The sequence below is a fragment of the Pseudomonas sp. GD03862 genome (genome assembly GCF_029840855.1).
Classification (GTDB): Bacteria; Pseudomonadota; Gammaproteobacteria; order Pseudomonadales; family Pseudomonadaceae; genus Aquipseudomonas; species Aquipseudomonas alloputida.
In genome coordinates, this window is sequence record NZ_JAOCDI010000029.1 from 24914 (window position 1) to 49282 (window position 24369).

At 62.7% G+C, this 24369-nt stretch carries 28 protein-coding genes; 13 read left to right on the forward strand and 15 right to left on the reverse strand.

Going from position 1 to position 24369, the window contains the following annotated elements; translation table 11 throughout:
• The gene (locus N5D53_RS18430; protein ID WP_010952720.1) at positions 1-711 is read left to right on the forward strand and encodes a DUF3108 domain-containing protein; all 711 of its coding nucleotides are present in this window, start codon (positions 1-3) and stop codon (positions 709-711) included.
• Positions 712-911: 200 nt separating this feature from the next.
• A complete protein-coding gene (locus N5D53_RS18435) occupies positions 912-1094 on the forward strand; it encodes a hypothetical protein (RefSeq protein ID WP_003252431.1) in 183 nt (60 codons plus the stop codon).
• A 45-nt stretch (positions 1095-1139) separates the two neighbouring features.
• Here the strand turns inward: N5D53_RS18435 and N5D53_RS18440 are convergent, their stop codons facing one another.
• From N5D53_RS18440 to N5D53_RS18470, 7 genes are all read right to left on the reverse strand, one after another.
• A complete protein-coding gene (locus N5D53_RS18440) occupies positions 1140-1679 on the reverse strand; it encodes a DUF2058 domain-containing protein (RefSeq protein ID WP_003252424.1) in 540 nt (179 codons plus the stop codon).
• A 26-nt stretch (positions 1680-1705) separates the two neighbouring features.
• On the reverse strand, positions 1706-2539 hold the full coding sequence (gene mazG / locus N5D53_RS18445) for a nucleoside triphosphate pyrophosphohydrolase (protein ID WP_003252422.1): 834 nt from the start codon (positions 2537-2539) through the stop codon (positions 1706-1708).
• 123 nt (positions 2540-2662) lie between these two features.
• Positions 2663-4903 carry a GTP diphosphokinase gene (relA, locus tag N5D53_RS18450; RefSeq protein ID WP_003252420.1) on the reverse strand — a complete coding sequence of 747 codons (2241 nt, stop codon included), beginning with the start codon at positions 4901-4903 and terminating at the stop codon, positions 2663-2665.
• Between the two features lie 96 nt (positions 4904-4999).
• Positions 5000-6358: a 23S rRNA (uracil(1939)-C(5))-methyltransferase RlmD gene (gene rlmD / locus N5D53_RS18455; protein WP_010952714.1), complete on the reverse strand. Its 1359-nt coding sequence runs from the start codon at positions 6356-6358 to the stop codon at positions 5000-5002.
• Complete coding sequence (gene cysM, locus N5D53_RS18460) at positions 6359-7258, reverse strand: cysteine synthase CysM (RefSeq protein WP_010952713.1); 900 nt, start codon at positions 7256-7258, stop codon at positions 6359-6361.
• Between the two features lie 141 nt (positions 7259-7399).
• On the reverse strand, positions 7400-8791 hold the full coding sequence (locus tag N5D53_RS18465; protein WP_104962422.1) for a sensor histidine kinase: 1392 nt from the start codon (positions 8789-8791) through the stop codon (positions 7400-7402).
• A 3-nt stretch (positions 8792-8794) separates the two neighbouring features.
• Positions 8795-9514 carry a response regulator transcription factor gene (locus N5D53_RS18470; protein ID WP_104962423.1) on the reverse strand — a complete coding sequence of 240 codons (720 nt, stop codon included), beginning with the start codon at positions 9512-9514 and terminating at the stop codon, positions 8795-8797.
• A 193-nt stretch (positions 9515-9707) separates the two neighbouring features.
• On the opposite strand from N5D53_RS18470, the gene N5D53_RS18475 reads away from it, so the two are divergent.
• The 4 genes from N5D53_RS18475 (at position 9708) to N5D53_RS18490 (ending at position 14397) form a co-directional block, all read left to right on the forward strand.
• Entirely contained in the window at positions 9708-12461 is a 2754-nt protein-coding gene (locus tag N5D53_RS18475; protein ID WP_129933608.1) for a response regulator, read from the forward strand.
• A 76-nt stretch (positions 12462-12537) separates the two neighbouring features.
• Positions 12538-13527 (forward strand): 2-hydroxyacid dehydrogenase, encoded by a 990-nt coding sequence (locus N5D53_RS18480; protein WP_104962425.1) that lies wholly within the window; start codon positions 12538-12540, stop codon positions 13525-13527.
• Between the two features lie 31 nt (positions 13528-13558).
• Positions 13559-13996, forward strand: coding sequence for a hypothetical protein (locus tag N5D53_RS18485; protein ID WP_014592115.1), 438 nt, complete (start codon positions 13559-13561; stop codon positions 13994-13996).
• Complete coding sequence (locus N5D53_RS18490; protein ID WP_014592116.1) at positions 13993-14397, forward strand: META domain-containing protein; 405 nt, start codon at positions 13993-13995, stop codon at positions 14395-14397. Before N5D53_RS18485 ends, N5D53_RS18490 begins: the two co-directional genes overlap by 4 nt.
• Positions 14398-14514: 117 nt before the next feature.
• On the opposite strand, the gene N5D53_RS18495 is transcribed toward N5D53_RS18490, so the two are convergent.
• Positions 14515-14979 carry a peroxiredoxin family protein gene (locus N5D53_RS18495; RefSeq protein ID WP_010952706.1) on the reverse strand — a complete coding sequence of 155 codons (465 nt, stop codon included), beginning with the start codon at positions 14977-14979 and terminating at the stop codon, positions 14515-14517.
• An 85-nt stretch (positions 14980-15064) separates the two neighbouring features.
• On the opposite strand from N5D53_RS18495, the gene arsC reads away from it, so the two are divergent.
• The 3 genes from arsC to N5D53_RS18510 are packed head-to-tail and all read left to right on the forward strand — an operon-like array spanning position 15065 to position 16426.
• Positions 15065-15418, forward strand: a complete 354-nt coding sequence (gene arsC, locus N5D53_RS18500; protein WP_104962426.1) for an arsenate reductase (glutaredoxin) — start codon at positions 15065-15067, stop codon at positions 15416-15418.
• Positions 15415-16020: an NAD(P)H:quinone oxidoreductase gene (wrbA, locus tag N5D53_RS18505; protein ID WP_104962427.1), complete on the forward strand. Its 606-nt coding sequence runs from the start codon at positions 15415-15417 to the stop codon at positions 16018-16020. The genes arsC and wrbA overlap by 4 nt, the downstream gene beginning before the upstream one ends.
• Positions 16013-16426: a DUF2069 domain-containing protein gene (locus N5D53_RS18510; protein WP_021785866.1), complete on the forward strand. Its 414-nt coding sequence runs from the start codon at positions 16013-16015 to the stop codon at positions 16424-16426. Before wrbA ends, N5D53_RS18510 begins: the two co-directional genes overlap by 8 nt.
• A gap of 103 nt (positions 16427-16529) precedes the next feature.
• Here N5D53_RS18510 and N5D53_RS18515 read toward each other — a convergent pair whose 3' ends face one another.
• Together N5D53_RS18515 and ttcA are read right to left on the reverse strand one after the other, a co-directional pair.
• Positions 16530-17201 carry a DNA-3-methyladenine glycosylase I gene (locus tag N5D53_RS18515; RefSeq protein WP_010952703.1) on the reverse strand — a complete coding sequence of 224 codons (672 nt, stop codon included), beginning with the start codon at positions 17199-17201 and terminating at the stop codon, positions 16530-16532.
• Positions 17202-17205: 4 nt separating this feature from the next.
• Complete coding sequence (gene ttcA, locus N5D53_RS18520; RefSeq protein WP_014592121.1) at positions 17206-18030, reverse strand: tRNA 2-thiocytidine(32) synthetase TtcA; 825 nt, start codon at positions 18028-18030, stop codon at positions 17206-17208.
• Positions 18031-18293: 263 nt separating this feature from the next.
• On the opposite strand from ttcA, the gene N5D53_RS18525 reads away from it, so the two are divergent.
• Together N5D53_RS18525 and N5D53_RS18530 are read left to right on the forward strand one after the other, a co-directional pair.
• The gene (locus N5D53_RS18525; protein ID WP_003252385.1) at positions 18294-18893 is read left to right on the forward strand and encodes a Yip1 family protein; all 600 of its coding nucleotides are present in this window, start codon (positions 18294-18296) and stop codon (positions 18891-18893) included.
• Positions 18894-19024: 131 nt separating this feature from the next.
• Positions 19025-19519, forward strand: coding sequence for a SprT family zinc-dependent metalloprotease (locus N5D53_RS18530; protein ID WP_010952701.1), 495 nt, complete (start codon positions 19025-19027; stop codon positions 19517-19519).
• A 189-nt stretch (positions 19520-19708) separates the two neighbouring features.
• Here N5D53_RS18530 and fpr read toward each other — a convergent pair whose 3' ends face one another.
• The gene (gene fpr / locus N5D53_RS18535) at positions 19709-20488 is read right to left on the reverse strand and encodes a ferredoxin-NADP reductase (RefSeq protein ID WP_003252381.1); all 780 of its coding nucleotides are present in this window, start codon (positions 20486-20488) and stop codon (positions 19709-19711) included.
• Between the two features lie 117 nt (positions 20489-20605).
• Here fpr and finR point away from each other — a divergent pair, with 117 nt between their 5' ends.
• The gene (finR, locus tag N5D53_RS18540) at positions 20606-21532 is read left to right on the forward strand and encodes a LysR family transcriptional regulator FinR (protein WP_003252379.1); all 927 of its coding nucleotides are present in this window, start codon (positions 20606-20608) and stop codon (positions 21530-21532) included.
• Here finR and N5D53_RS18545 read toward each other — a convergent pair.
• The 3 genes from N5D53_RS18545 to N5D53_RS18555 form a co-directional block, all read right to left on the reverse strand.
• On the reverse strand, positions 21529-21894 hold the full coding sequence (locus N5D53_RS18545; RefSeq protein WP_010952700.1) for a diacylglycerol kinase: 366 nt from the start codon (positions 21892-21894) through the stop codon (positions 21529-21531). The two genes, finR and N5D53_RS18545, sit on opposite strands and share 4 nt — an antisense overlap.
• 73 nt (positions 21895-21967) lie before the next feature.
• Complete coding sequence (gene erdR, locus N5D53_RS18550) at positions 21968-22618, reverse strand: response regulator transcription factor ErdR (protein ID WP_010952699.1); 651 nt, start codon at positions 22616-22618, stop codon at positions 21968-21970.
• A 179-nt stretch (positions 22619-22797) separates the two neighbouring features.
• The gene (locus tag N5D53_RS18555) at positions 22798-23508 is read right to left on the reverse strand and encodes a tRNA-uridine aminocarboxypropyltransferase (RefSeq protein WP_004574842.1); all 711 of its coding nucleotides are present in this window, start codon (positions 23506-23508) and stop codon (positions 22798-22800) included.
• A gap of 216 nt (positions 23509-23724) precedes the next feature.
• Between N5D53_RS18555 and N5D53_RS18560 the strand changes: the two genes are divergently transcribed.
• Positions 23725-24144, forward strand: coding sequence for a quorum-sensing-regulated virulence factor family protein (locus tag N5D53_RS18560; RefSeq protein WP_003252372.1), 420 nt, complete (start codon positions 23725-23727; stop codon positions 24142-24144).
• Between the two features lie 14 nt (positions 24145-24158).
• Here the strand turns inward: N5D53_RS18560 and N5D53_RS18565 are convergent, their stop codons facing one another.
• Positions 24159-24368: a hypothetical protein gene (locus tag N5D53_RS18565; protein WP_020193312.1), complete on the reverse strand. Its 210-nt coding sequence runs from the start codon at positions 24366-24368 to the stop codon at positions 24159-24161.
• Position 24369: the final 1 nt, after the last annotated feature.

A 24369-nucleotide genomic window follows, 5' to 3' on the forward strand; every position in this document is an offset into this window, starting at 1 on the left:
ATGCGTCGCGCCCTGCTCTTGGCTCTCGCCGTGCTCGCCCTGCCCCTCCAGGCAGCTGATCTGAAGCCGTTCTCGGCCAGCTACACCGCCGACTGGAAGCAGCTGCCCATGAGCGGCACCGCCGAGCGCAGCCTGGTCAAAAATGCCAACGGTACCTGGGACCTTAACTTCAAGGCTTCCATGATGATCGCCAGCCTGACCGAGCAAAGCACCCTGCGCCTGGAAAACGACACCCTGCTGCCGCAGAAGTATCACTTCGAGCGCGGCGGCCTGGGCAAGGCCAAGAAGGTCGACCTTGACTTCGACTGGAGCACCAAGAAGATCACCGGCAGCGACCGTGGCGATGCTGTCAGCCTGCCACTGAACCGCGGCGTACTGGACAAATCCTCCTACCAGTTGGCCCTGCAGCACGACGTGGCCGCAGGCAAGAAGAGCATGACCTACCAGGTGGTCGACGGCGACGAGATCGACACCTACGACTTCCGCGTGCTGGGCACCGAAAAGGTCACCACCAAGACCGGCCAGGTCGATGCCGTGAAGGTCGAGCGCGTGCGCGATCCCAGCCAGAGCAAGCGCATCACCGAGCTGTGGTTTGCCAAGAACTGGGACTACCTGCTGGTGCAACTGCGCCAGGTAGAGACCGATGGCAAGGAGTACGTGATCGTGCTGCAGGATGGCACGGTTGATGGCAAGCCGGTGAAGGGCAACTGATCGCGCACTGCCTGCAATACCTGAAGCCCCGCCCAGTGCGGGGCTTTTCTTTGCTGCGAAAAAGCCCACCCAGGCAGCATCCCTTCGAGCTTCATGAAACTTGTTTCATGCCTGTTTTACTTACTTAGTCTGCTAACAAACTCTATAAAGAAGACGTGCGACACACTGTCGCAGCCATCTTGAAGAAGTGGAGTTTACCGATGACTGTCCAAGTAACCGAACGCGACGAATCGAGAATGTCCCACGAAGGCCTGGCCGCTGGCGTGCGGATCTGGGATGTGTACCAACAAGGTCAACTGGTGGGCATGTTCCATAACGAACACGAAGCACACCAATACCGCGTTGAGCTTGAAGACCTGGAAAACCAGCGCGCCACGCAATGACCCAACCTTCAAAGGGAAAACCCCGCCAAGGCGGGGTTTTCGTGTTTACCACATCAGATCATCAGGGATCTTGTAAGCCGCGTACGGGTCGTCTTCGTCCGTTTCCTCGACATGGCTGTTGAGCAGCAGAATACGGCCAGGGTCGCGCTCCTGGATCTTCAAGGCGGCCTCACGGGGGATAACCTCGTAACCACCGGCATGGGCTACCACGGCCAGCGCGCCGTTGCTCAGCTTGGTACGCATCAGGGCGTTGACGGCAATGCGCTTGACCTTCTTGTCGTCGACGAAGTTGTAGTAATCCTCGGTGCTCAGCTTGGGCAGGCGAGTGGCCTCGATCAGTTGCTTGACCTGCGCGGCACGGGCCTTCTGCTCGGCCTTTTCCTGCTGCTGGCGGTTCAGCTCCTGGTCACGCCGGGCTTTTTCAGCCATGGCTTCCTTGGCCATGCGCTGCTGGCTGTCGTCGACTTCGACCTGGCCTTTGTGCTCCATGCGCTTCTGTTTCTTTTCAGCTTTGTTGGTCTGCGAGACCTGTTTCTGGTTGACCAGACCGGCTTTGAGCAATTGGTCGCGAAGGGAAAGGCTCATGAATATTCACTCACTTATGCAACAGCTCAGCCGCAGCTGGGCAGGTTCTTTTCCTGACGTTTGGCTTCCCCCCAAAGGGCATCCAGCTCGTCAAGGTCACAATCTTCAATGGGGCGGCCACTGTCGCGCAATGCCTGTTCGATAAAACGGAAACGTCGTTCGAACTTGCGATTGGCGCGGCGCAGCGCATGCTCTGGGTCTTGCTTGAGGTGGCGGGCCAGGTTGACCGCAGCAAACAGCAAGTCGCCGACTTCATCTTCCAGCGCATCGGCGTCGCCGTCGGCCATGGCCTGCAGCACTTCATCCAGCTCTTCGCGGACCTTGTCCAGCACCGGCAACGCCGCCGGCCAGTCGAAACCGACCGTGGCCGCACGTTTTTGCAGTTTGGCTGCCCGCGATAGCGCCGGCAAGGTTGCCGGCACGTCATCAAGCAGCGACAGCTGTTCGGGCTGGCTCTTCTCCGCGCGCTCTTCGGCCTTGATTTCTTCCCAGCGCGACTTGACCTGGGCTTCGCTCAAGCTGGGCGTGTCCACCGGCGCGTACAGCTCGCCAGTCGGAAAAACGTGCGGGTGGCGGCGGATGAGCTTGCGGGTGATGCTGTCGACCACGCCATCGAACTCGAAACGCCCTTCTTCGCGGGCCAGCTGGCTGTAGTAGACCACCTGGAACAGCAGGTCGCCCAGCTCGCCTTGCAGGTGCTCGAAATCGCCGCGCTCAATGGTGTCAGCGACCTCGTAGGCCTCTTCGATGGTGTGCGGGACGATGCTGGCGTAGTTCTGCTTCAGGTCCCACGGGCAGCCGTACTGCGGGTCACGCAGGCGGGCCATGAGGTGCAGCAGGTCGTCAAGGGTGTAGGTCATACAGGCAGGTCCTTCGGTGGTGGCTTCTTCGCGGGCTTGCCCGCTCCCACAGGTACGGTGCAGATTTCAAACCTGCATCCATCCTGTAGGAGCGGGTTTACCCGCGAAGCAGACGCCCCGGTCTCAAGGGGTACGATTACGCCGCGTCTCGATGATGTTCGGCAACTGCGAGATCCGCCCCAGCAGGCGCCCCAGCGCGTCCAGGCCTGGAATCTCGATGGTCAGCGACATCAGCGCGGTGTTGTCTTCCTTGTTCGAACGGGTGTTCACCGCCAGCACGTTGATCTTCTCGTTCAGCAGCACCTGCGACACATCGCGCAGCAGGCCCGGGCGGTCGTAGGCGCGGATGACGATGTCGACCGGGTAGGTCTGCACCGGGATCGGCCCCCAGCTCACCTGGATCATGCGCTCTGGCTCCTTGCCCGCCAGTTGCAATACCGAGGCGCAGTCCTGGCGATGAATGCTCACGCCCCGGCCCTGGGTGATGTAACCGACAATGGCATCGCCCGGTAGCGGCTGGCAGCAGCCGGCCATTTGTGTCAGCAGGTTGCCGACACCCTGGATCTGAATGTCGCCACGCTTGCCGGTACGCGGCCCGGTAGGCTTGCGCGGCACCAACTCGATCTGCTCGATACGCTCAGGCTCCAGCAACTGCTGGGCAGCGTTGACCAGATGAGCCAGGCGCAGGTCGCCAGCACCGAGCGAGGCAAACATGTCCTCGGCGGTCTTGACGTTGGTCTTCTCGGCCAGGCGCTCGAAATCAACCTGCGGCAGGCCCAGACGACTGAGCTCGCGCTCAAGCAAGGTCTTGCCGGCAGCAACGTTCTGGTCGCGGGCCTGCAATTTGAACCAGTGGACGATCTTGGCCCGCGCCCGCGAGGTGGTCACGTAGCCCAGGTTGGAGTTCAACCAGTCACGGCTGGGGTTGCCGTGCTTGCTGGTGATGATCTCCACCTGCTCGCCAGTCTGCAGGCTGTAGTTCAGCGGCACGATACGGCCGTTGATCTTCGCGCCGCGGCAGTTGTGGCCGATCTCGGTGTGCACGCGGTAGGCAAAGTCCAATGGCGTGGCGCCTTTGGGCAGGTCGATGGCGTGGCCGTCGGGGGTGAACACATAAACCCGGTCAGGCTCGATGTCGACCCGCAACTGCTCGGCCAGGCCACCAATGTCGCCCAGCTCTTCGTGCCATTCCAGCACCTGGCGCAACCAGGAAATCTTTTCTTCGTAGTGGTTGGAGCTGGGCTTGACGTCGGTGCCCTTGTAGCGCCAGTGGGCGCATACCCCAAGTTCGGCCTCTTCGTGCATGCCGTGGGTACGGATCTGCACCTCCAGCACCTTGCCCTCGGGGCCGATTACCGCAGTGTGCAACGAGCGGTAGCCATTCTCCTTGGGGTTGGCGATGTAGTCGTCGAACTCCTTGGGAATATGCCGCCACAAGGTGTGCACGATGCCCAGCGCGGTGTAGCAGTCGCGGATTTCCGGCACCAGCACGCGCACCGCACGCACGTCGTAGATCTGGCTGAACTCCAGGCCTTTGCGCTGCATCTTGCGCCAGATCGAATAGATATGTTTCGCCCGACCGCTGATGTCGGCATTCACGCCAGTGGCGAGCAACTCGTTCTGCAACTGGTTCATCACATCGCTGATGAAGCGCTCGCGGTCCAGCCGCCGCTCATGCAACAGCTTGGCGATCTGCTTGTACTGGTCGGGCTCCAGGTAGCGGAAGGACAGGTCTTCCAGCTCCCACTTGATGTGACCGATACCCAGGCGGTGCGCGAGCGGCGCGTAGATGTCGAACACTTCACGCGCGACACGCAGGCGTTTCTCGTCATCGGCGGACTTGACCGCCCGGATTGCGCACGTGCGTTCGGCCAGCTTGATCAGCGCCACGCGTACGTCGTCGACCATGGCCACCAGCATCTTGCGCAGGTTCTCGACCTGCGCCTGCGAGCCCAGCACCAGCGACTGTCGTGGGCTGAGGCTGGCACTGATGGCGGCCATGCGCAGCACGCCGTCGATCAGCTTGGACACCACCGGGCCAAACCGCTGGCTGACCTCGGCGAGGGTGACCTTGCCCTCGCGCACCGAGCGGTAGATGACCGCAGCCACCAGGGAGTCCTGGTCGAGCTTGAGGTCAGCCAGAATTTCGGCGATTTCCAGGCCTGCCTGGAAGCTGGACGTACCATCCGCCCAGGAATGCTTGGCCGGGTTGCCCTTTTTCTCTACCTCAAGGGCAAACTCGCAGGCTTCTTTCAGCGCTGCGCGATCCAGTGCCGAATCGACGCTTACCACATGGTCCAACCATGCTTCGAGATTGATACTGCCGTCGGTGTTGACCGGCTGGTGCACTCTCACCTGTACCATCTTTGTTTTACCTTTCCATGCAGCACACCATACGGGTGTGCTGGCGATCACCGTGCGGCCGCCCTTCCGTGGCAACCGCACCAAGGGGCCAGTCAGCTAGCCCGCTTCGAATAACGCCATGGCCTCGACATGCGCCGTCTGAGGAAACATGTCGAGAATCCCGGCCCTTTTTAACCGGTACCCCTGGCCGACCAGCACTTGGGCGTCTCTCGCCAGCGTGGCCGGGTTGCACGATACGTAGACCAGCCTTCTGGCCTTGAGGCGGGCGATGCCTTGCACCACCTCGAAAGCACCGTCGCGCGGTGGATCCAAGAGTACCGCAGAAAAGCCCTCGGCGGCCCATCCGGTGCCGGCCAAAGGCTGCGATAAATCGGCCTGAAAAAACCGTGCGTTATGCACATTGTTGTTCCGGGCATTGGCCGCGGCCCGATCGACCATGGCCTGTACACCTTCCACTGCCACCACTTCACGCGCCTGGCGGGCCAGCGGCAGGGCAAAGTTGCCCAGACCGCAGAACAAGTCCAGCACACGCTCGTCGGCTTGTGGAGCGAGCCAGGCCAAAGCCTGCTCGATCATCGCCGTATTGACCTGGGCATTCACCTGCACGAAATCGCCCGGGCGCCAGGCCAGCTCCAGCTGCCAGGGTGCCAGGGCAAAGCCCAACTGCGCCGCTGGGTCCACTGGCGCCGGCTCACCTTCGCCTTGCAGCCACAGCTGGGCGTTGGCCTGCTCGCAGAACGCTTGCAACCTGGCCTGGTCCTCAGCCGGCAATGGCGCGACGTGGCGCACCAGAACCGCCTCGGCGGTGCCACTGAACAGCTCTACATGGCCCAGCGCCTGCGGCTTGCTCAACGAACGCAGCACAGTCGGCAAGTGGCGCAAAATGGACTGCAAGGGTTGTACCAGCACTGCGCAATCGTCGATGGCAATGATGTCCTGGCTGGCTTCGGCGCGGAAGCCCACCTCCAGCTGACGCGCCTTGACGTCCCAGCGCACGGCCACACGGGCCCGGCGCCGGTAGCCGAATTCCGGCCCGCTCAGGGGGGCAGCCCACGCCTCGGGTTGCACGCCGGCCACCCGCTGCAACTGCTCGGCGAGTGTGCGCTGCTTCAGCGCCAGTTGCGCTTCGTGCGGCAGGTGCTGCAGGTTGCAGCCACCGCAGCGGTCGTAGTAGCGACACGGCGCCTCACGGCGCTCGGGCGCGGCCTGCAGCAACCGCTCCAGGCGTGCCTCGACCACTTTGCCACGGGCGTTGAGCACCCGCGCCTCCACGGCCTCACCGGCCAAGGCACCGCTGACGAACCAGGTACGCCCGTCGAGGAAGGCGATGCCACGGCCGTCACCGGCCAGGCGCTCGATGTCCAGGCGCTGCTTCTTGCCCACGGGTACCTGGGGGGTGCGATTGCCGCCGGCCGGCTGGAAGCGCAGGCCGCTGTTGCTTTTTTTCTTGGACATTTAGCGTGGATCAAACAGGCCGGTGGACAGATAACGGTCGCCGCGGTCGCAAATGATCGCGACCATTACGGCATTTTCCACTTCGCGGGACAGGCGCAACATGGCCGCAACCGCACCACCAGAAGACACGCCGCAGAAAATGCCCTCTTCACGCGCAAGGCGACGGGTGGTGTCTTCGGCTTCCTGCTGCGACATGTCGACCACGCGGTCGACGCGGGTGGCATCGAAGATTTTCGGCAGGTATTCCTCGGGCCAGCGGCGAATGCCCGGAATAGCCGAGCCCTCCATCGGTTGCAGGCCGATGATCTGCACCGCGGGGTTCTGTTCCTTGAGGTACTGCGAGCAGCCCATGATGGTACCGGTGGTACCCATGGAGCTGACGAAATGGGTAATGGTGCCTTGGGTCTGCTGCCAGATCTCCGGGCCGGTGCTGTTGTAGTGGGCGATCGGGTTGTCGCCGTTGGCGAACTGGTCGAGCACCAGGCCACGGCCTTCGGCCTGCAGCTTCTCGGCCAGGTCACGGGCGCCTTCCATCCCCTCCTCCTTGGTCACCAGGATCAGCTCGGCGCCATAGGCCGTCATGGCGGCCTTGCGCTCGGCGGTGGAGTTGTCGGGCATGATCAGGATCATCTTGTAGCCCTTGATCGCCGCCGCCATCGCCAGGGCGATGCCGGTGTTGCCGGAGGTGGCTTCGATCAGGGTATCGCCTGGCTTGATCTGGCCCCGCAATTCGGCGCGAGCGATCATCGACAGGGCCGGGCGGTCTTTCACCGAGCCGGCAGGATTGTTACCTTCGAGCTTGAGCAGGAGGGTATTGCTGGTTTCGCCAGCGATGCGCTGCAGGCGAACCAGTGGCGTATTGCCGACGCAATCGGCGATGGTTGGGTACTGCAAGGTCATGGCGTATTTCGCAATCCGGACGGCGGGGGTGCCTATCATACCGGCAAACCCTTCACGGCCATATCACGCAATCTGTAGTGCATATAGCTACAAGCTATAACGGTGTGACATGTGCTGGCCTCTTCGCGGGTAAACCCGCTCCTACGGGGACTCGCAAGCCTGTAGGAGCGGGTTTACCCGCGAAGCGGCCGGCACATGCAACGGCAACCTCATCCACAAGCGCAACCCGCGGTTGCCATTCTGCGCCCACAAGGTGCCGCCCTGGCGCTGGATGGCACTGCGGGCGATGCTCAGCCCCAGGCCGAAGCCACCATCCCCGGGCCGCGAACCATCCAACCGCGAGAACGGCGCGAAGATCCGTTCCAGGTCTTCTTCAGCGACACCGCCACCCTCATCCTCAAGCCACAGCCACCAATAGCTGCCCTCACGCTGCCCACCCAACCGCACCACACCCTCGGCCGGCGAGTGGCGAATGGCATTGCGCAAGATGTTCTCCAGCGCCTGAGCCAGGTGGTTGAGGTTGCCCTGCACCCAGCAGTCGGCCGGTACTTCGCAGCGCAGTTGCGCAGGCGACCAGCCGCTCTCGTAGCTGGCATTTTCGGCCAGCAACTCCCACAAGGCGTGGACCTCGATCGGCTCAAGGTTCATCGGCGCACGCTCGGCGTCCTGCCAGGCCAGTTGCAGGGTGTCTTCGACCAGTTGCTGCATGCAGTCCACTTCACGGATCAGGCGGTCACGCAAACGCTGCAGGTCGGTTTCACCATCGCAGGCCACCCGCAGCCGGCTCAGCGGCGTGCGCATTTCGTGGGACAGGTCGCGCAGCAACTGCTGCTGCATAGCCACCGTGCCCTGCAGCCGCTCGGCCATCTGGTCAAAGGCACGCGCCAGTTCGCCCAGCTCGTCATGCCGGGCGATGGTGCGCGAGTCCAGCCGGGCCGACAGCTGATCGGCCCGCCAGGCATTGGCCTGCTCGCGAAGTTGGTTCAGCGGCACGATCAGCATGCGGTACAGGCCTACACACAACAGCAAGGTGAACAGCCCCGGGATGATGCCGTTGGTGACAATGCGCCACAGCAAGCGGTGCTGCCCCGGATTGAAGCGCTGCGGCAGTTCGATCACCAGCATGCCCTGCTCCGGCGCCCCCGGGAACGGTATGCGCACCCACGGCTGGTCGACACTGCGCCGACTCATCGGCCAATCGACACCGCGCAGGCGTGTCAGACGCTGCATGATCAGTGGGTTGAGTGTGGCGTTGTCGAGCGGGCGCAGGTTGATGTCGAGCACGCCCACCCAGCCCCGTTCGCGCTGATGCATGGCCGCCACCCACTGGTCCAGCCCTTCCCGCCCGCCGCTGCGCCAGGCCTGCTCAGCTTCGGCGGCATAACCCCGCAGGGTCTGCCGTGCCGACTCCGAGAGGAAGGCATTCTGGGTTTCCATGTGTCGGCCCCAGGTATAACTGAGGCCGATCATCAGCAGGCAGAAGCCCACCAGCAAGATGGTCAGCTTCCAGAACAGCGAATGGCGGTCGAGCATGGTTCACTCCGCCTCGCTGGCACTGAGCACGTAACCCTTGCCCCACACGGTGCGGATCTGCCGTTCGTGATAACCGATGCCCTTGAGCTTGCGACGGATCTGGCTGACGTGCATGTCCAGGCTACGGTCATGCCGTGAATAGCCGCGCTGCAACACGTGCTGGTACAGGAACGGCTTGCTGAGGACTTCGTCGAGGTTGCGGTTGAGGATATCCAGCAGGCGGTATTCGCTGGGGGTCAGGCCTGCCAGGCGGCTATTCAGGCGCACGTCGCACAGCCCCTCATCGAACTGCAGCTCGCCGCAGCCGGCTTGCTCCAGCGGGCCCTGATGCCGCCGCTCCAGTGCCACGCGGCGCAGAATCGCCTCGATGCGCACCTGCAACTCGGCCATGCTGAATGGCTTGGGCAGGTAATCGTCGGCGCCGCGCTGAAAGCCGCTGATACGATCCGCCTCGGCCCCCAGCGCCGACATCATGATCACCGGTGTGGTGCTGTGCCTGCGCAACTGCGCCAAGGCGTCCAGCCCATCAAGCCCGGGCAGCAGGATGTCCATGAGCACCACATCGAAAGCCTGGCGGCCAGCCGTTTCCAGGCCCTCCAGGCCATTGCGGCACCAGGTGACCTGGCAGCCGCCACGCTGCAGCTCTTCCTGCAGATAGGCACCAAGCACCGGGTCGTCCTCGATGGCAAGGATGTTGGTGTTGTAAATAGATACAGGATTCATTGGCAACTGCCATGCATTCTCAATTGCGTGATTATTGAGCATTCGCCACCTGCCAGGCAACCGCACTGCGACCAATGCCTCGGCAACGGCGCATATCACGTACTAAAGAGATGCAATGGTGCGGCAGGCGGAGTAACTTCGCGGCTTGGCCGTTACCACTTGACGGCATCCAGGCACATCAGAGGAGGCGAGTGTGCTCGATCGCTTGGGAATCCGCAGCCGGGTACTGCTGCTGGCACTGCTACCGGCCGGCTTGATGGCCCTGGTGCTGGGTAGCTATTTCACCTGGCTGCAACAGAACGACCTGCGCACCCAGCTGCTGCAGCGCGGCAAGATGATCGCCGAACAACTGGCGCCCCTGGCCGCACCCGCCATGGCCCGGCTCGCGCCTGCGCAACTGGAGAGAATTGCCGCACAAACCCTGGAGCAGGCCGATGTGCGCGCAGTGGCGTTTCTGGCCCCGGACCGCACGCGCCTGGCCCACGCCGGCCCGAGCATGCTCAATCTGCCGCCCAGCGGCGGTACCGGCACCCAACTCCTGCAGCGCAGTGGCAACGACGCCACCCGCTACCTGATGCCAGTGTTCGGCCACCACCGCGACCTGGCCACCGACGCCGTGCCGGCCGAAGCCGAGCGCCTGCTGGGCTGGGTAGAGATCGAGTTGTCGCATGACGGCACGCTGCTGCGCGGCTACCGCAACCTGTTCACCAGCCTGTTGCTGATTCTCGCCTGCCTGGCACTCAGCGGCCTGCTGGCGCTGCGCATGAGCCGCACCATCAACGACCCCATCGAACGCATCAAGCACGCGGTCAATCAGCTCAAGGACGGCCACCTCGAAGAACGCCTGCCGACCATGGGCAGCCATGAGCTGGACGAACTGGCCCACGGCATCAACCGCATGGCCGAAACCCTGCAAAACGCCCACGAAGAACTGCAACACAGCATCGACCAGGCCACCGAAGACGTGCGCCAGAACCTGGAAACCATCGAAATCCAGAACATCGAGCTGGACATGGCGCGCAAAGAGGCACTTGAGGCCAGCCGCATCAAGTCGGAGTTCCTGGCCAACATGAGCCACGAAATCCGCACCCCGCTCAATGGCATCCTCGGTTTTACCCACCTGCTGCAAAAAAGCGAGATGACACCGCGCCAGCTCGACTACCTGAACACCATCGAGAAGTCTGCTGACAACCTGCTGGGAATCATCAACGAGATCCTCGATTTCTCCAAGATCGAAGCCGGCAAGCTGGTGCTCGACAGCATACCGTTCAACCTGCGGGACCTGATCCAGGACACCCTGACCATCCTCGCTCCGGCCGCCCACGCCAAGCAGCTGGAATTGCTGAGCCTGATCTACCGCGACACGCCTGCTTCGCTGGTTGGCGACCCGTTGCGGCTCAAGCAGATCCTCACCAACCTGGTCAGCAACGCCATCAAGTTCACCCGCGAAGGCACCATCGTCGTGCGCGCCATGCTGGAAGATGAGCACGAAGACTGCGCGCAGTTGCGCATCAGCGTGCAGGACACCGGCATCGGCCTGTCGCCACAGGATGTGCGCACACTGTTCCAGGCCTTCAGCCAGGCTGACAACTCACTGGCCCGCCAGCCCGGTGGCACCGGTCTCGGGCTGGTGATTTCCAAGCGCCTGATCGAACAGATGGGCGGCGAGATCGGTGTCGACAGTACCCCGGGCGAAGGTTCGCAGTTCTGGATCAGCCTCAACCTGCCCAAGGCTCATGACGATGCCGAAGCGCTGCCACCGCAGCCATTGCTGGGCCGCCGTGCTGCCATTGTCGATGGCCACGAACTGGCGCGCCAGGCACTGGAGCACCAGCTGGAAGACTGCGGCCTCAGCGTGAGCCTGTTCGCTACCTACGACCAGTTGCTGCAGGGGGTGCAGGCCGCCAGCCAGGCCGGCCTGCCCTTCGAGTTCGCGGTGCTCGGGGCCAACCTGGGTAACCTGTCGCCCGAGCAACTGGGCCGTTATCATCAGCAGCTCGAGCGTTACCACTGCCAATGCGTGGTGCTGTGCCCGACCACCGAGCAGGCGCTGTACCACCCGTACCTGCCCAACGGCCATGGCCAGTTGCTGTCCAAGCCGACCTGCACCCGCAAGCTGCGGCGCCTCTTGCTGGAGCTGGTACAACCTCGCCGTCCGCTGGCCGAGGGGAGCAACGCCAACGGCCAGCGACGACCGAAAATACTCTGCGTCGACGACAATGCCGCCAACCTGCTGCTGGTAAAAACCCTGCTCGAAGACTTGGGTGCCGAGGTACTGGCCGTCAACAATGGTTATGCGGCGGTACAGGCCGTGCAGGAAGAGTTGTTCGACCTGGTGCTGATGGATGTGCAGATGCCCGGCATGGACGGCCGCGCCTGTACCGAACAGATCCGCCTGTGGGAAAACACCCAGAGCGGCAACCCGCTGCCGATCGTCGCCCTCACTGCCCATGCCATGGCCAACGAAAAACGCGCGTTGTTGCACAGCGGCATGGACGACTACCTGACCAAACCGATCAGCGAACGGCAACTGGCCCAGGTGGTGATGAAGTGGACCGGCCTGAGCCTGGGCACACCGCAGCAGGCACAGGCCGAGCTGCTGACCAACGGCGACGAACTGAAGGTACTCGACCCCGAAGAGGGCCTGCGCCTGGCCGCTGGCAAGGCAGATCTGGCGGCTGACATGCTGAGCATGCTGCTGGCCTCGCTGGATGCAGACCGCGAAGCCATACGCGCCGCCCGCGCCGCCGATGACCGCAATGGCCTGATCGAGCAGGTACACCGTCTGAACGGTGCCTCACGCTATTGCGGCGTGCCGCAGTTACGGGCAGCGTGCCAACGCAGCGAGACCTTGCTGAAGCAGGACAATCCCCAGGCACAGCAGGCCCTGGATGAACTGGACAGCGCGATCAGCCGGCTGGCGGCACAGGCCAGATTGAGCGCTTGAGGGGATCTGGGCCACGCTGGGCATGCCTTGACAGGCAGTGACCCACCCAAGACATGCATTGCAAAGGAGTTCGACCATGCGCGCCCTGTTGTTCAGCAGCCAGCACTACGATCAGGAAAGCTTCACCAAGGCTGCCAGCGGCACCGCCCTGGAGCTGCATTTCCAGCCCGCCCGCCTGACCCTCGACACCGCCGCCCTGGCAGATGGCTTTGAGGTGGTCTGCGCCTTCATCAATGACGAACTCGACGCGCCGGTGCTGCAGCGCCTGGCCGCCGCTGGCACGCGGTTGATCGCCCTGCGCTCGGCCGGCTACAACCACGTCGACCTGGCCGCCGCCCAGCGCTTGGGGCTGGCCGTGGTGCGTGTGCCGGCCTACTCGCCACACGCCGTTGCCGAGCATGCCGTGGCGCTCATCCTGGCACTCAACCGACGCCTGCATCGGGCCTACAACCGCACCCGCGAAGGTGACTTCACCCTGCACGGGCTGACCGGCTTCGACCTGCACGGGAAAACCGTCGGGGTCGTCGGTACCGGCCAGATCGGGGCCGCCTTCGCTCGCATCATGGCCGGTTTCGGCTGCCAGCTGCTGGCGTACGACCCCTACCCCAACCCGGAGCTGCTGGCCCTTGGCGCCCGCTACATGGCCCTGCCCGAGCTGTTGCGCGAAGCCCGCATCATCAGCCTGCACTGCCCACTGACCGAACACACTCGCCACCTGATCAACGCGCAAAGCCTGGCCCAGTTGCAGCCCGGCGCCATGCTGATCAACACCGGTCGCGGTGCGCTGGTCGACACCCCGGCGCTGATCGACGCACTGAAAAGCGGCCAGCTTGGCTACCTGGGCCTGGACGTCTACGAAGAAGAAGCCCAACTGTTCTTCGAGGACCGCTCCGACCTGCCCTTGCAAGACGATGTGCTGGCTCGGCTGCTGACCTTCCCCAACGTGATCATCACCGCCCACCAGGCTTTCCTCACCCGCGAGGCGCTGGATGCCATTGCCGCGACCACACTGGACAACATCAACCGCTGGGCGGCAGGCAATCCACAGAACCTGGTGATGGGTTAATGCTAGGATACGCGGCATTTCTGGAGGACCCATGGTCGAACACGATTTTCGCTACACCCTTTTCAACCCGCAACACACCCTGATCGAGTGCCGCGCTTTGGTGCCGGGCCGCTATCAGGTCACGGGCAACGGCGGTTCGATGCAAAAAGGCGACAGCCTGCTGGTCACGCTCAAGGGCAGCAAGGATTTGTCCATGCGCCTGACCGTGGAAAGCGTGCGCCACTTGATCAACCCACGCGGCCAGTGGGTGGCCGTGGCGAGCGGCCCGGTATTCAACGAGCTGGAAATCCTCACCTGGCAGGTCGAGTGCGATCGCTGCGATGCGGTGCTGGGCTTCGAGTTCGCAGTAGACGCCAAGCTCGGCAAGGCAGCTCGTCAGCCGGCTGCCAGCGCCCGTATCGCAGAGCTGGGCTGGGCCAGCCGTGGCGAAAAACACCTGTGCCCGCGTTGCCAGGAGAGCGCCGAGTGAAGAATCTGCTGACCGGCGTGCTGATTGCAACCGGCCTGCTCGGCTGCGCCACGGAACCTTCCCGGCTGCAGCAGGAACGCAGCTACGTGCTGGAGTGGATTGGCGAACGACCACTGATCGACTACAGCCACCTGACCTTGACCCTGGCCAGCGACGGCCGTGCCTATGGCAACGGCGGCTGCAACCACTGGTTTGCGCCTTACACGCTCGATGGCGAACACCTGAGCTTCGGCAAGGTCGGCAAGACCCGCAAGCTGTGCGCACCCGCGCTGATGGAACAGGAAAAGCGCTTCCTGCAGGCGTTGGAAACGGTAGAGCGTTGGGATGTATCACCGGTGGGGCAAATGCGCTTCTGGCCGGCCGAAGGCAAGCCGCTGCGCTTCTGGCCTGAAGAAGGCTGAGGATTGCCGGGGCCGCTTTGCGGCCCTTCGCGGGCGCGCCCGCTCCCACAGTTTGTCGCGTCCCCCCTGTGGGAGCGGGCCTGCTCGCGAAGGGCCGCGAAAGCGGCCCCGAATGCATCAGGCGCCTTTCAGGGCCTTGATCTTGGCCTGCAACCCTTCCAGGGTCTGCTCGCCCATCAACTGCTCACGCACCTTGCCCTTGTCGTCGATGATGTAGGTCACCGGCAACGCCTCGCTGCGCGGCAGGTCATAGCGCTCGGCCGGGTCCTGGGCAAGCACGGTGAAACCGATACCCAGGGTTTCGGCAGCCTGCTTCAGGTCCTGCCCCTGCAGGCCATCGAAGTTCACCCCCACCACCTTGACGCCATCAGCCGCCCATTGCTTGGCCGCCGCGTTCAGTTCCGGGATTTCGGTACGGCACGGTCCGCACCATTCAGCCCAATAGTTGAGCACCAGCCAGTGCCCTTCGATCTGTTCGGCCTTAACCGTATTACCGTGTTGGTCCACGCCGTAATCGGCACCGCAACCACCGAGCAACAGGCTCGCGGTGATGGCCAGTACTGCTGCCAGACGCCTTGCCATGGGTCAATCCTTCTCGAGTTTTAAAGCAAATTGGTCAGTCGCTGCGGTTAGAATAGCCGCCACACCCAGCTGGATGCGACCCGACATGACTGACCTCACGCTCTATCATAACCCGCGCTGCTCGAAATCCCGCGGCGCCCTGGAACTGCTCGAAGCCCGCGGCCTGGCACCGACCATCGTGCGCTACCTGGAAACCCCGCCCGACGCGGTCACCCTCAAGGCCCTGCTCGGCAAGCTGGGCATCGCCCCGCGTCAGTTGCTGCGCAGCGGCGAGGACGAATATAAAGCGCTGAACCTGGCCGACCCGGCACTGACCGACGCGCAACTGATCGAGGCCATGGCCCAGCACCCCAAACTGATCGAGCGGCCGATCCTGGTTGCCGGCGACAAGGCCGTGGTCGGTCGCCCGCCGGAAAAAGTGCTGGAGATCCTGCCGTGAGCGCGCCCTACATCCTGGTGCTGTATTACAGCCGCCATGGCGCGACCAGCGAAATGGCCCGGCACATCGCCCGCGGTATCGAGCTGGCCGGCATGGAGGCGCGTCTGCGCACGGTACCGGCTATTTCCACCGAATGCGAAGCGGTGGCCCCGGATATTCCGGCCAGTGGCGCGCTGTACGCCACCCTTGATGACCTGCGCCACTGCGCTGGCCTGGTACTGGGCAGCCCGACCCGCTTCGGCAACATGGCAGCGCCACTCAAGTACTTCCTGGACGGCACCAGCAGCCTTTGGCTCGGCGGTGAGCTGGTCGGCAAACCGGCTGGCGTGTTCACCTCCACCGCCAGCCTGCACGGCGGCCAGGAAACCACCCTGCTGTCGATGATGCTGCCACTGATGCACCACGGCATGCTGGTGATGGGCCTGCCCTACAGCGAGTCGGCACTGCTCGAGACCCGTGGTGGCGGCACGCCTTATGGCGCCAGCCACCACGCAGGCGCCGATGGCAAGCGTGAACTCGACCCACACGAAGTCACCCTGTGCCGCGCCCTGGGCCAACGTCTGGCGACCACGGCCAAGGCCCTGGAGGCGGCGCGTGGCTAGAAAGCCCAAGGTATTGCCGCCGCTGCAATGGCTGGTACCACGCCTGCGCCTGACGCGGGCATTGAGCCTGGCATGCTTCTTCGGCCTGATCGCCCTGCTGGTGGTGAACAACCTGTGGTTCGCCAACCTGCATGGGGCCCGGGTCGAGGTGATCCTGGCGATCGAGCTGGTGCCGTTGCTGTTGCTGCTGCCAGGCATGCTGAAAGGCAGCGCCCGGGCGCATGCCTGGACCTGCTTCGTGGTGAATATCTATTTCATCAAAGGCGTGCTGGCGGCGTTCGACCCGGCCCGGGCGGTATTCGGCTGGCTTGAAGTGCTGGTGAGCCTGGGGCTGTTCATTGCCGGGCTACTGTACGTGCGCTGGAAGTTTCAGCATGAGCGGCGCATGGCAGGCGAAGGCAGTTAGATTTTTCGCGGGCACGCCCGCTCCCACAGTTACTGCACAGGCCTTAAGTGCGGTGCGATTCCTGTGGGAGCGGGCGTGCCCGCGAATGGGAGCAACACAAGACTCAATGGTTGACGGTGTGCGCCAGCATCACCGACAACTGGCACAGCGGCCGCCCGCTCTCTGCATGCCACTGGTTGAACGCCTGCTGCACCAGAGCCAGGTCGCGCTGGCTGGTTGGCTGCTTGTCGATCACCTTCTGCGCAATCAACGCCGCTGCCATGTCATCGGTCGGGATGAACGTGTCCTTGCCGACCATGCGCAAGAACCGTGGCGCCGACAACCCGCCCAACTGGTTGCCGTGCTTGGCCAGGTACTTCCACAAGCCGACAATGTCGGTCACTGGCCAGTCGGCGATGAATGCACCAAAACTGCCATGCGCCTTGGCGATATCCAGCACCATTTGCGCATTACGCGGCACGCTCTTGAGCTTGCCCAGGTGGCGGATAATGCGCTCATCCTGCATCAACCGCTCCAGATGCTCGGCGCCCATCAGCACCACTTTCTCCGGGTCGAAGCCAAAGAACACCTGCTCGAACGCCGGCCACTTGGCATCCACCAGGCTGTGCTTGAGCCCCGCGCGGAACACGCGCAGGGCCAATGTCGACAGGTAGCGGTCGTCACTGATGTCGCGCAGTTGCGCCGGCGTGCGCGGCTGCGGCAGGAAAGCCTCCAGCGCCTGGGCCGAACCAAAGCGGTTCAGGCAGTACTCATGCAACCACTGGTAATCACGCATGGGCTCAGATGTTCAGCACGTCGAGGAAGCGCGGGGTAGCGTTTTCGTCGATCTTCAGGCTGGTGAAGTCAAACAGGTTCCGGTCGGCCAACTGCGACGGTGCCACGTTCTGCAAGGCACGGAAGATGCTCTCGGTACGGCCCGGGTGCTTGCGTTCCCACTCCACCAGCATGTCCTTGACCACCTGGCGCTGCAGGTTTTCCTGCGAGCCGCACAGGTTGCACGGGATGATCGGGAATTCCTTCATGTCCGAGTAGGCCTGGATGTCCTTCTCGCTGCAGTAGGCCAGCGGGCGGATCACCACGTTGCGGCCATCGTCGGCGCGCAGCTTCGGCGGCATGCCCTTGAGCGCGCCGTTGAAGAACATGTTGAGGAAGAAGGTTTCGACGATGTCGTCGCGGTGATGCCCCAGCGCCATCTTGGTAGCGCCGATTTCGTCGGCGAAGGTGTACAGGGTACCGCGGCGCAGGCGCGAACACAGCGAGCAAGTGGTCTTGCCTTCGGGTACCAACTCCTTTACCACCGAGTAGGTATCCTTCTCGACGATGTGGTACTCGACCCCCAGTTCCTTGAGATAGGCCGGCAGTACGTGCTCAGGGAAGCCCGGCTGTTTCTGGTCCATGTTCACCGCAACGATCTCGAACGTGATCGGTGCCACCTTCTGCAGGTGCAACAGAACGTCGAGCATGGTGTAGCTGTCCTTGCCGCCGGACAGGCAGACCATGACCTTGTCGCCATCCTCGATCATGTTGTAGTCGGTGATGGCTTCGCCAGCGAGACGACGCAGGCGTTTTTGCAGTTTGTTCTGGTTGACCGAGAGGGTGCCCATAGCGCTTGGATCCGCGAGGTGTGACAAAAGCCGGCTATTTTACGCACAAACGCGACGCCGCTGTAGGCATTCCGATAAAGACTTCATTGTAATCAACAGCACGGCTTACAGCGCAATTTGCTCTAAAAAGCGCGGTTTATGTAGGTAACGGCTTCCTATACTGCGACATAAGGCCACATTACCGCTTGCATCGGTGTTAGGGCCTCGGGCCGCTTACGCTCCATATTGGGGGGCGTTTGGCAACATTGAGAGGAGTGATCGGCATGATTCATCACGTTGTGGGGCTGTTTACCCATCCCGATCAGGAATGGCGGGAGATTCGTGGCGAAGAAGAAACCATCAGCCACATGTACCTGACACACACCCTGATCCTCGCGGCGATTCCGGCCGTTTCGGCGTTTATCGGCACTACCCAGGTGGGCTGGGTGATCGGTGACCGACCAGCAGTGATGCTGACCATGGAAAGCGCAATCTGGATGAGCATCATGTCCTACCTGGCCATGCTCGCCGGAGTGGCGGTAATGGGCGCGTTCATCCACTGGATGGCCCGCACCTACGATGCCAACCCGTCCATGGCGCAATGCATCGCTTTTGCCACTTACACCGCCACCCCCTTGTTCATCGGCGGCCTGGCGGCGCTTTACCCGCACCTGTGGCTGGGCATGCTGATCGGCACTGCCGCCATCTGCTACACGGTGTACCTGCTGTATGTCGGCTTGCCGACGTTCATGAACATACCGTCGGATGAAGGCTTCCTGTTCTCCAGCTCGGTGCTGGCAGTAGGCTTGGTGGTACTGGTGGCTATCATGGCCGCTACCGTAATTATCTGGGGACTGGGCGTGGGGCCCGTCTACACCAACTAGAACAGACCGAACCAACACTGGGGCATCAACCAGGGGCCGCCGCAAGGCGGCCTCTGGCTGTGCGCTGACCGGTGACTCGGCAAGCCACCTGCGCTTGCGGCATAATGCCTGGTCAGGAGAACCGCCCCGCCATGCCCGAGCAGCTCAAACAACGCGTCGAAACCTGTTACCAGCAAGCCGAAGCCTTTTTCAAACGCCGCTTCCCGCGCCCCGAAGTCAGCTTCAAACTGCGCGGGCAAAAAGCCGGCGTCGCCCACCTGCACGAGAATCTGCTGCGCTTCAACCTGCAGCTCTACCGCGAAAACCAGGAAGACTTCCTGCGCCAGACCGTGGCCCATGAAGTGGCACACCTGGTTGCCCACCAACTGTTTGGCGACCGCATCCAGGCCCATGGTGAAGAGTGGCAGCTGATCATGCGCGGGGTGTATGAACTGCCGCCCAATCGTTGCCACAACTATGACGTGCAACGGCGCGCAGTGACCCGCTACATCTACCGCTGCCCGTGCCCGCAAAGCGACTTCCCGTTTACCGCGCAGCGGCACAAGCTGGTGCACCAAGGGCGGCGATACCTGTGCAAGCGGTGCCGGGAAGTCCTGGTGTACAGCGGCGAGACGCGGGTCGAATAGATCGGGGGTCGCCTGCACCGGCCCTTTCGCGGGCAAGCCCGCTCCTACAGGTGCAGCGCACGTCTCGAGAATTGCACGCCCCCCCCCGTAGGAGCGGGTTTACCCGCGAAAGGGCCGGAACAGGCAATGCACAAATCCCAGGCATAAGAAAGGCGACCCGAGAGTCGCCTTCCTGTACCCACCTGCGCCTTACTTCTCGACGAAGGCACGCTCGATCAGGTAGTCACCCGGCTCGCGCATGCGCGGGGAGATCTTCAGGCCGAAGCTGTCCAGCACTTCGCTGGTCTCGTCGAGCATGCTCGGGCTGCCACAGATCATCGCGCGGTCGTCTTGCGGGTTGATCGGCGGCAGGCCGATGTCGCTGAACAGCTTGCCGCTGCGCATCAGGTCGGTCAGACGGCCCTGGTTTTCGAACGGCTCGCGGGTCACGGTCGGGTAGTAGATCAGCTTGTCGCGAACCGACTCACCGAAGAACTCGTTCTGCGGCAGGTGCTCGGTGATGAACTCGCGGTAGGCCACTTCGTTCACATAGCGCACGCCGTGCACCAGGATCACTTTTTCAAAGCGCTCGTAGGTTTCCGGGTCCTGGATGACGCTCATGAACGGCGCCAGGCCAGTGCCGGTGCTCAGCAGGTACAGGTGCTTGCCAGGATTCAGGTCGTCGAGCACCAGGGTGCCGGTAGGCTTCTTGCTGATGATGATCTCATCGCCTTCCTTCAGGTGCTGCAGCTGCGAGGTCAGCGGGCCGTCCGGCACCTTGATGCTGAAGAATTCAAGGTGCTCTTCCCAGTTTGGCGAAGCGATGGAGTAGGCACGCATGAGCGGACGGCCGTTGTCCTGCTGCAGGCCGATCATCACGAACTGACCGTTCTCGAAGCGCAGGCCCGGGTCACGGGTGCACTTGAAGCTGAACAGGGTGTCGTTCCAGTGGTGCACACTGAGGACACGTTCGTGGTTCATGTTGCTCATCGATGGGGCTCCTGAAGAAAAACGCGCGCGCAAAGCGCACAGTTGCGCAATAGTTTAGGGGCAGCGACAATATCTGTTAACTGGATTATCAAGATATGTGTTATCGGTTATATCGATATGCGATTCACACTCCGTCAAATGCAAGTCTTCGTCGCCGTCGCCCAGCACCAAAGCGTCTCTCGGGCCGCCAGCCTGTTGGCGCTGTCGCAGTCGGCCGCCAGTACCTCTATCACGGAACTGGAGCGGCAATCGAGCTGCCAGCTGTTCGACCGTGCCGGCAAGCGCCTGGCCCTCAATGCCCTGGGCCATCAATTGCTGCCACAAGCAGTAGCCCTGCTTGACCAGGCCAAGGAAATCGAAGACCTGCTCAACGGCAAATCCGGTTTCGGCTCACTGGCGGTCGGCGCCACGCTCACCATCGGCAACTACCTGGCCACCCTGCTGATCGGCAACTACATGCAGACACACCCGGAAAGCCAGGTAAAACTGCATGTCCAAAATACTGCGCATATCGTGCAACAGGTCGCGCACTACGAAATTGATCTGGGTCTAATCGAAGGTGACTGCAATCACCCCGACCTGGAAGTTCAGCCGTGGGTCGAGGACGAACTGGTGGTGTTCTGTGCGCCACAGCACCCACTGGCGAAACTGGGCCGCGCCGATATCGAAAGCCTTTCGCAAGAGGCGTGGATCCTGCGCGAACAAGGCTCAGGCACGCGCCTGACCTTCGACCAGGCCATGCGCCATCACCGCGCCAACCTCAATATTCGCCTGGAGCTGGAGCACACCGAAGCGATCAAGCGCGCGGTGGAGTCGGGCCTGGGCATCGGTTGCATTTCACGTCTGGCCCTGCGCGACGCCTTCCGCCGTGGCAGCCTGGTACCTGTGGAAACACCGGAGCTGGACCTGCTGCGTCAGTTCTACTTCATCTGGCACAAACAGAAGTACCAGACCTCGGCCATGCGTGAGTTTCTCGAGCTATGCCGCAACTTCACTGCCGGCTTTACCCGCAGTGACGAGATCGTGCTGCCGCCGATCGCTTAAAGCAGGATCACACCCCACACCAGCGCCACCATGGTCAGGGCCACCAGCTGTGCGGCGCTGCCCATGTCCTTGGCATTTTTCGACAGCGGGTGGCGCTCCAGCGAAATGCGATCGATGGCCGCCTCCACCGCCGAGTTGAACAGCTCGACGATCAGCCCCAACAGGCAAACGGCGATCATGATTGCCCGCTCGGCGCGGCTGACCGGCAGCCAGAAGGCGATCGGGATCAGCAGCACGTTGAGCAGCACCAGCTGGCGGAATGCGGCCTCGCCCTTGAAGGCGGCACGCAGGCCGTCCAGCGAGTAGCCAGCGGCGTTGAAGATGCGTTTGAGGCCGGTCTGGCCCTTGAATGGCGATGTCATCTGAGTCACTTCACAGCAGAAAGGCCAGCAGACTAGACCGGCTCGGGTCAAAAAAGCGTGAAGCCACACGCAGTCAGTTGCTGGCAACCGATTCAAGTTGTTGCAGCAGCAGTGCAGCCTGGGTCCGGGTACGCACGCCCAGTTTACGGAAGATCGCGGTTACGTGGGCCTTGATGGTCGCTTCCGACACGCTCAGCTCATAGGCGATCTGCTTGTTCAGCAAGCCTTCGCAGACCATGGTCAGTACGCGGAACTGCTGCGGCGTGAGGCTGGCCAAGCCTTCGCTGGCGGCCTTGGCCTCGGCCGAAACATCGACCTTTTCGAACGCCTGCGGCGGCCACCAGACCTCGCCGTCGAGCACCTTGCGCACCGCATCCTGGATCACTTCCAGGGTGCTGGACTTGGGAATGAAACCACTGGCGCCGAACTCGCGGGACTTGACCACCACGGCGGCCTCTTCCTGTGCCGAAACCATCACCACGGGGATCTGCGGGTACTGCCCGCGGAGCAGTACCAGACCGGAAAAACCGTAGGCACCCGGCATGTTCAAGTCCAGCAGCACCAGGTCCCAGTCGGCTTTTTCGCTCAGGCGGGTTTCCAGTTCGGCAATGCTCGCGACTTCGACCAGACGCACATCGGAGCCAAGCCCGAGGGTAACGGCCTGGCGCAGGGCGCCACGGAACAGTGGGTGGTCATCGGCAATCAGGATTTCGTATGTGGCCATCGATCTAAGGATCCTGTTCTGTGCCAGGCACTCGAGGGGAAGGGAAGCGCCCGGCGGGGAATCGGCGCCAAGGATGCCGAGCACGGTCAAGGGTGATCAAGCCAATCGCCCTGCCGCCTCGCCCACCCTGGCTGCCAGCTCCGTCATTATGAACCAAAGCAGGGGTTGTGCCCCTTGGACTATAGGAAGGTATGCAAACGCTGGTGGGTGTCGTCCTGCTCGTCAAGCGGCAGCCGCCGCTTGCCGCTCAGGTAATGCAGGCTGAACACATCCAGATAGGCATCCAGCGCCTGCGAAGCCTGACTATCGCCAGCAAGGTCCAGGCACATCGCCGCAACTTCTGCCGTACAGAAATGATCATCGCGCTTGGAGCGCCGCAGGCGGTAGCGCGACATCTGCTCGGCTTGCAGGCTCAACACCGGGAAGCGGTCCAGGTACGGGCTTTTGCGGAACATCTTGCGCGCTTCGGTCCAGGTGGCATCCAGCAGGATGAACAGTGGACGCTTGCCCGGCTCGCGCACCACCTCGCTGACCACCCGCTCCTGGGCAACGAACTCGCCCGGAAAAACGATATAGGGCTGCCAGCGCGGGTCATCGAGCAAGGCCAGCAGGCGCTCGTCAACCGCGGTGCGCAACCAGCCGAAGGCCCAGGTATCTTCAATCAGGTCGGCAATCAACCAGCCGGTGTTGGTGGGTTTCAGCGGCTCGGTGTCGTGCATCAGCAGGCACACACCTGCGTCAGCCTGCACCCTAGGCTTCCAGGCACACAGGCAATGGGTGGCGATGACCCGGCAATCCGGGCAACGCTCGGCACGCGAGCCACGGGCGATGAAAGGCTTGTTGCTGCGGGCCAGGCGTTCGGCGCGCAGACGCGCTACCGCATGGCTCATGCCGGCAGGCCTCTGGACAGATTGAAAATGGGCACAAGGATGACTCGGAGAAAACAAGGCGGCCAGTCTACCAGAACAGGTGGCAATTGCTGTGCAGCCGGCAATGCGCTCCTTATAATCGGGTTTCTACCGTGCCGGTCCTCGCCACGCGCAATTTTACGGAACGCCGTTGACCCGCGCATGTCAAAGCGCCAGTCATCGAACCAGGAGAGATTCATGCTGCGCCTTATCGCCCCCGCCCTGAGCCTGCTGCTCGCCCTGCCTCTGGCAGCCCAGGCGGCATCCAAGCAGGATTACGACCTGAACACCCTGCTGCAGAAGGTCGCCAAAGAGAGCAGCGTCGGCACCCCACGCGCAATCAACGAGGACATTCTCGATCAGGGTTACACCGTTGAAGGCAAGGCACTGGTCAACCATCTGAGCGTACGCCAGAGCCACGCAGCGCGCATGCAGGCCAACCCTGAGCAGGTGCGCAGCCAACTCGGCGACAGCGTGTGCCGCAACAACGGCTTCCGCAACCTGATGTCCAAGGGTGCCGTCATGGTCTACCGCTTCACGGTCTACAAGACCAACCAGCCAGTCATGGACCAGGCCTTCGACAACGCCAGCTGCGTGGCCGGCAACAAGAAGAAGTAAGCACAGCGACGACGCTACGCCTTCTCGTCCTCATGAGCGTGCCAGCGCCCTTCAGCGGCATCGGCGCGCATCTCCGCCAACAGCGCCTGCAAGTATCGCGACCGGCACTCCAGCCCCGACAGCCTGCGGCGGCACTCGGCTTCAAGGCTCAGGTGATGCACCTGGGCCGCGTTCTCCAGCTGCTGGTAGAGCTGCCAGTCCACTTCGATGACCAAGCGATGCATA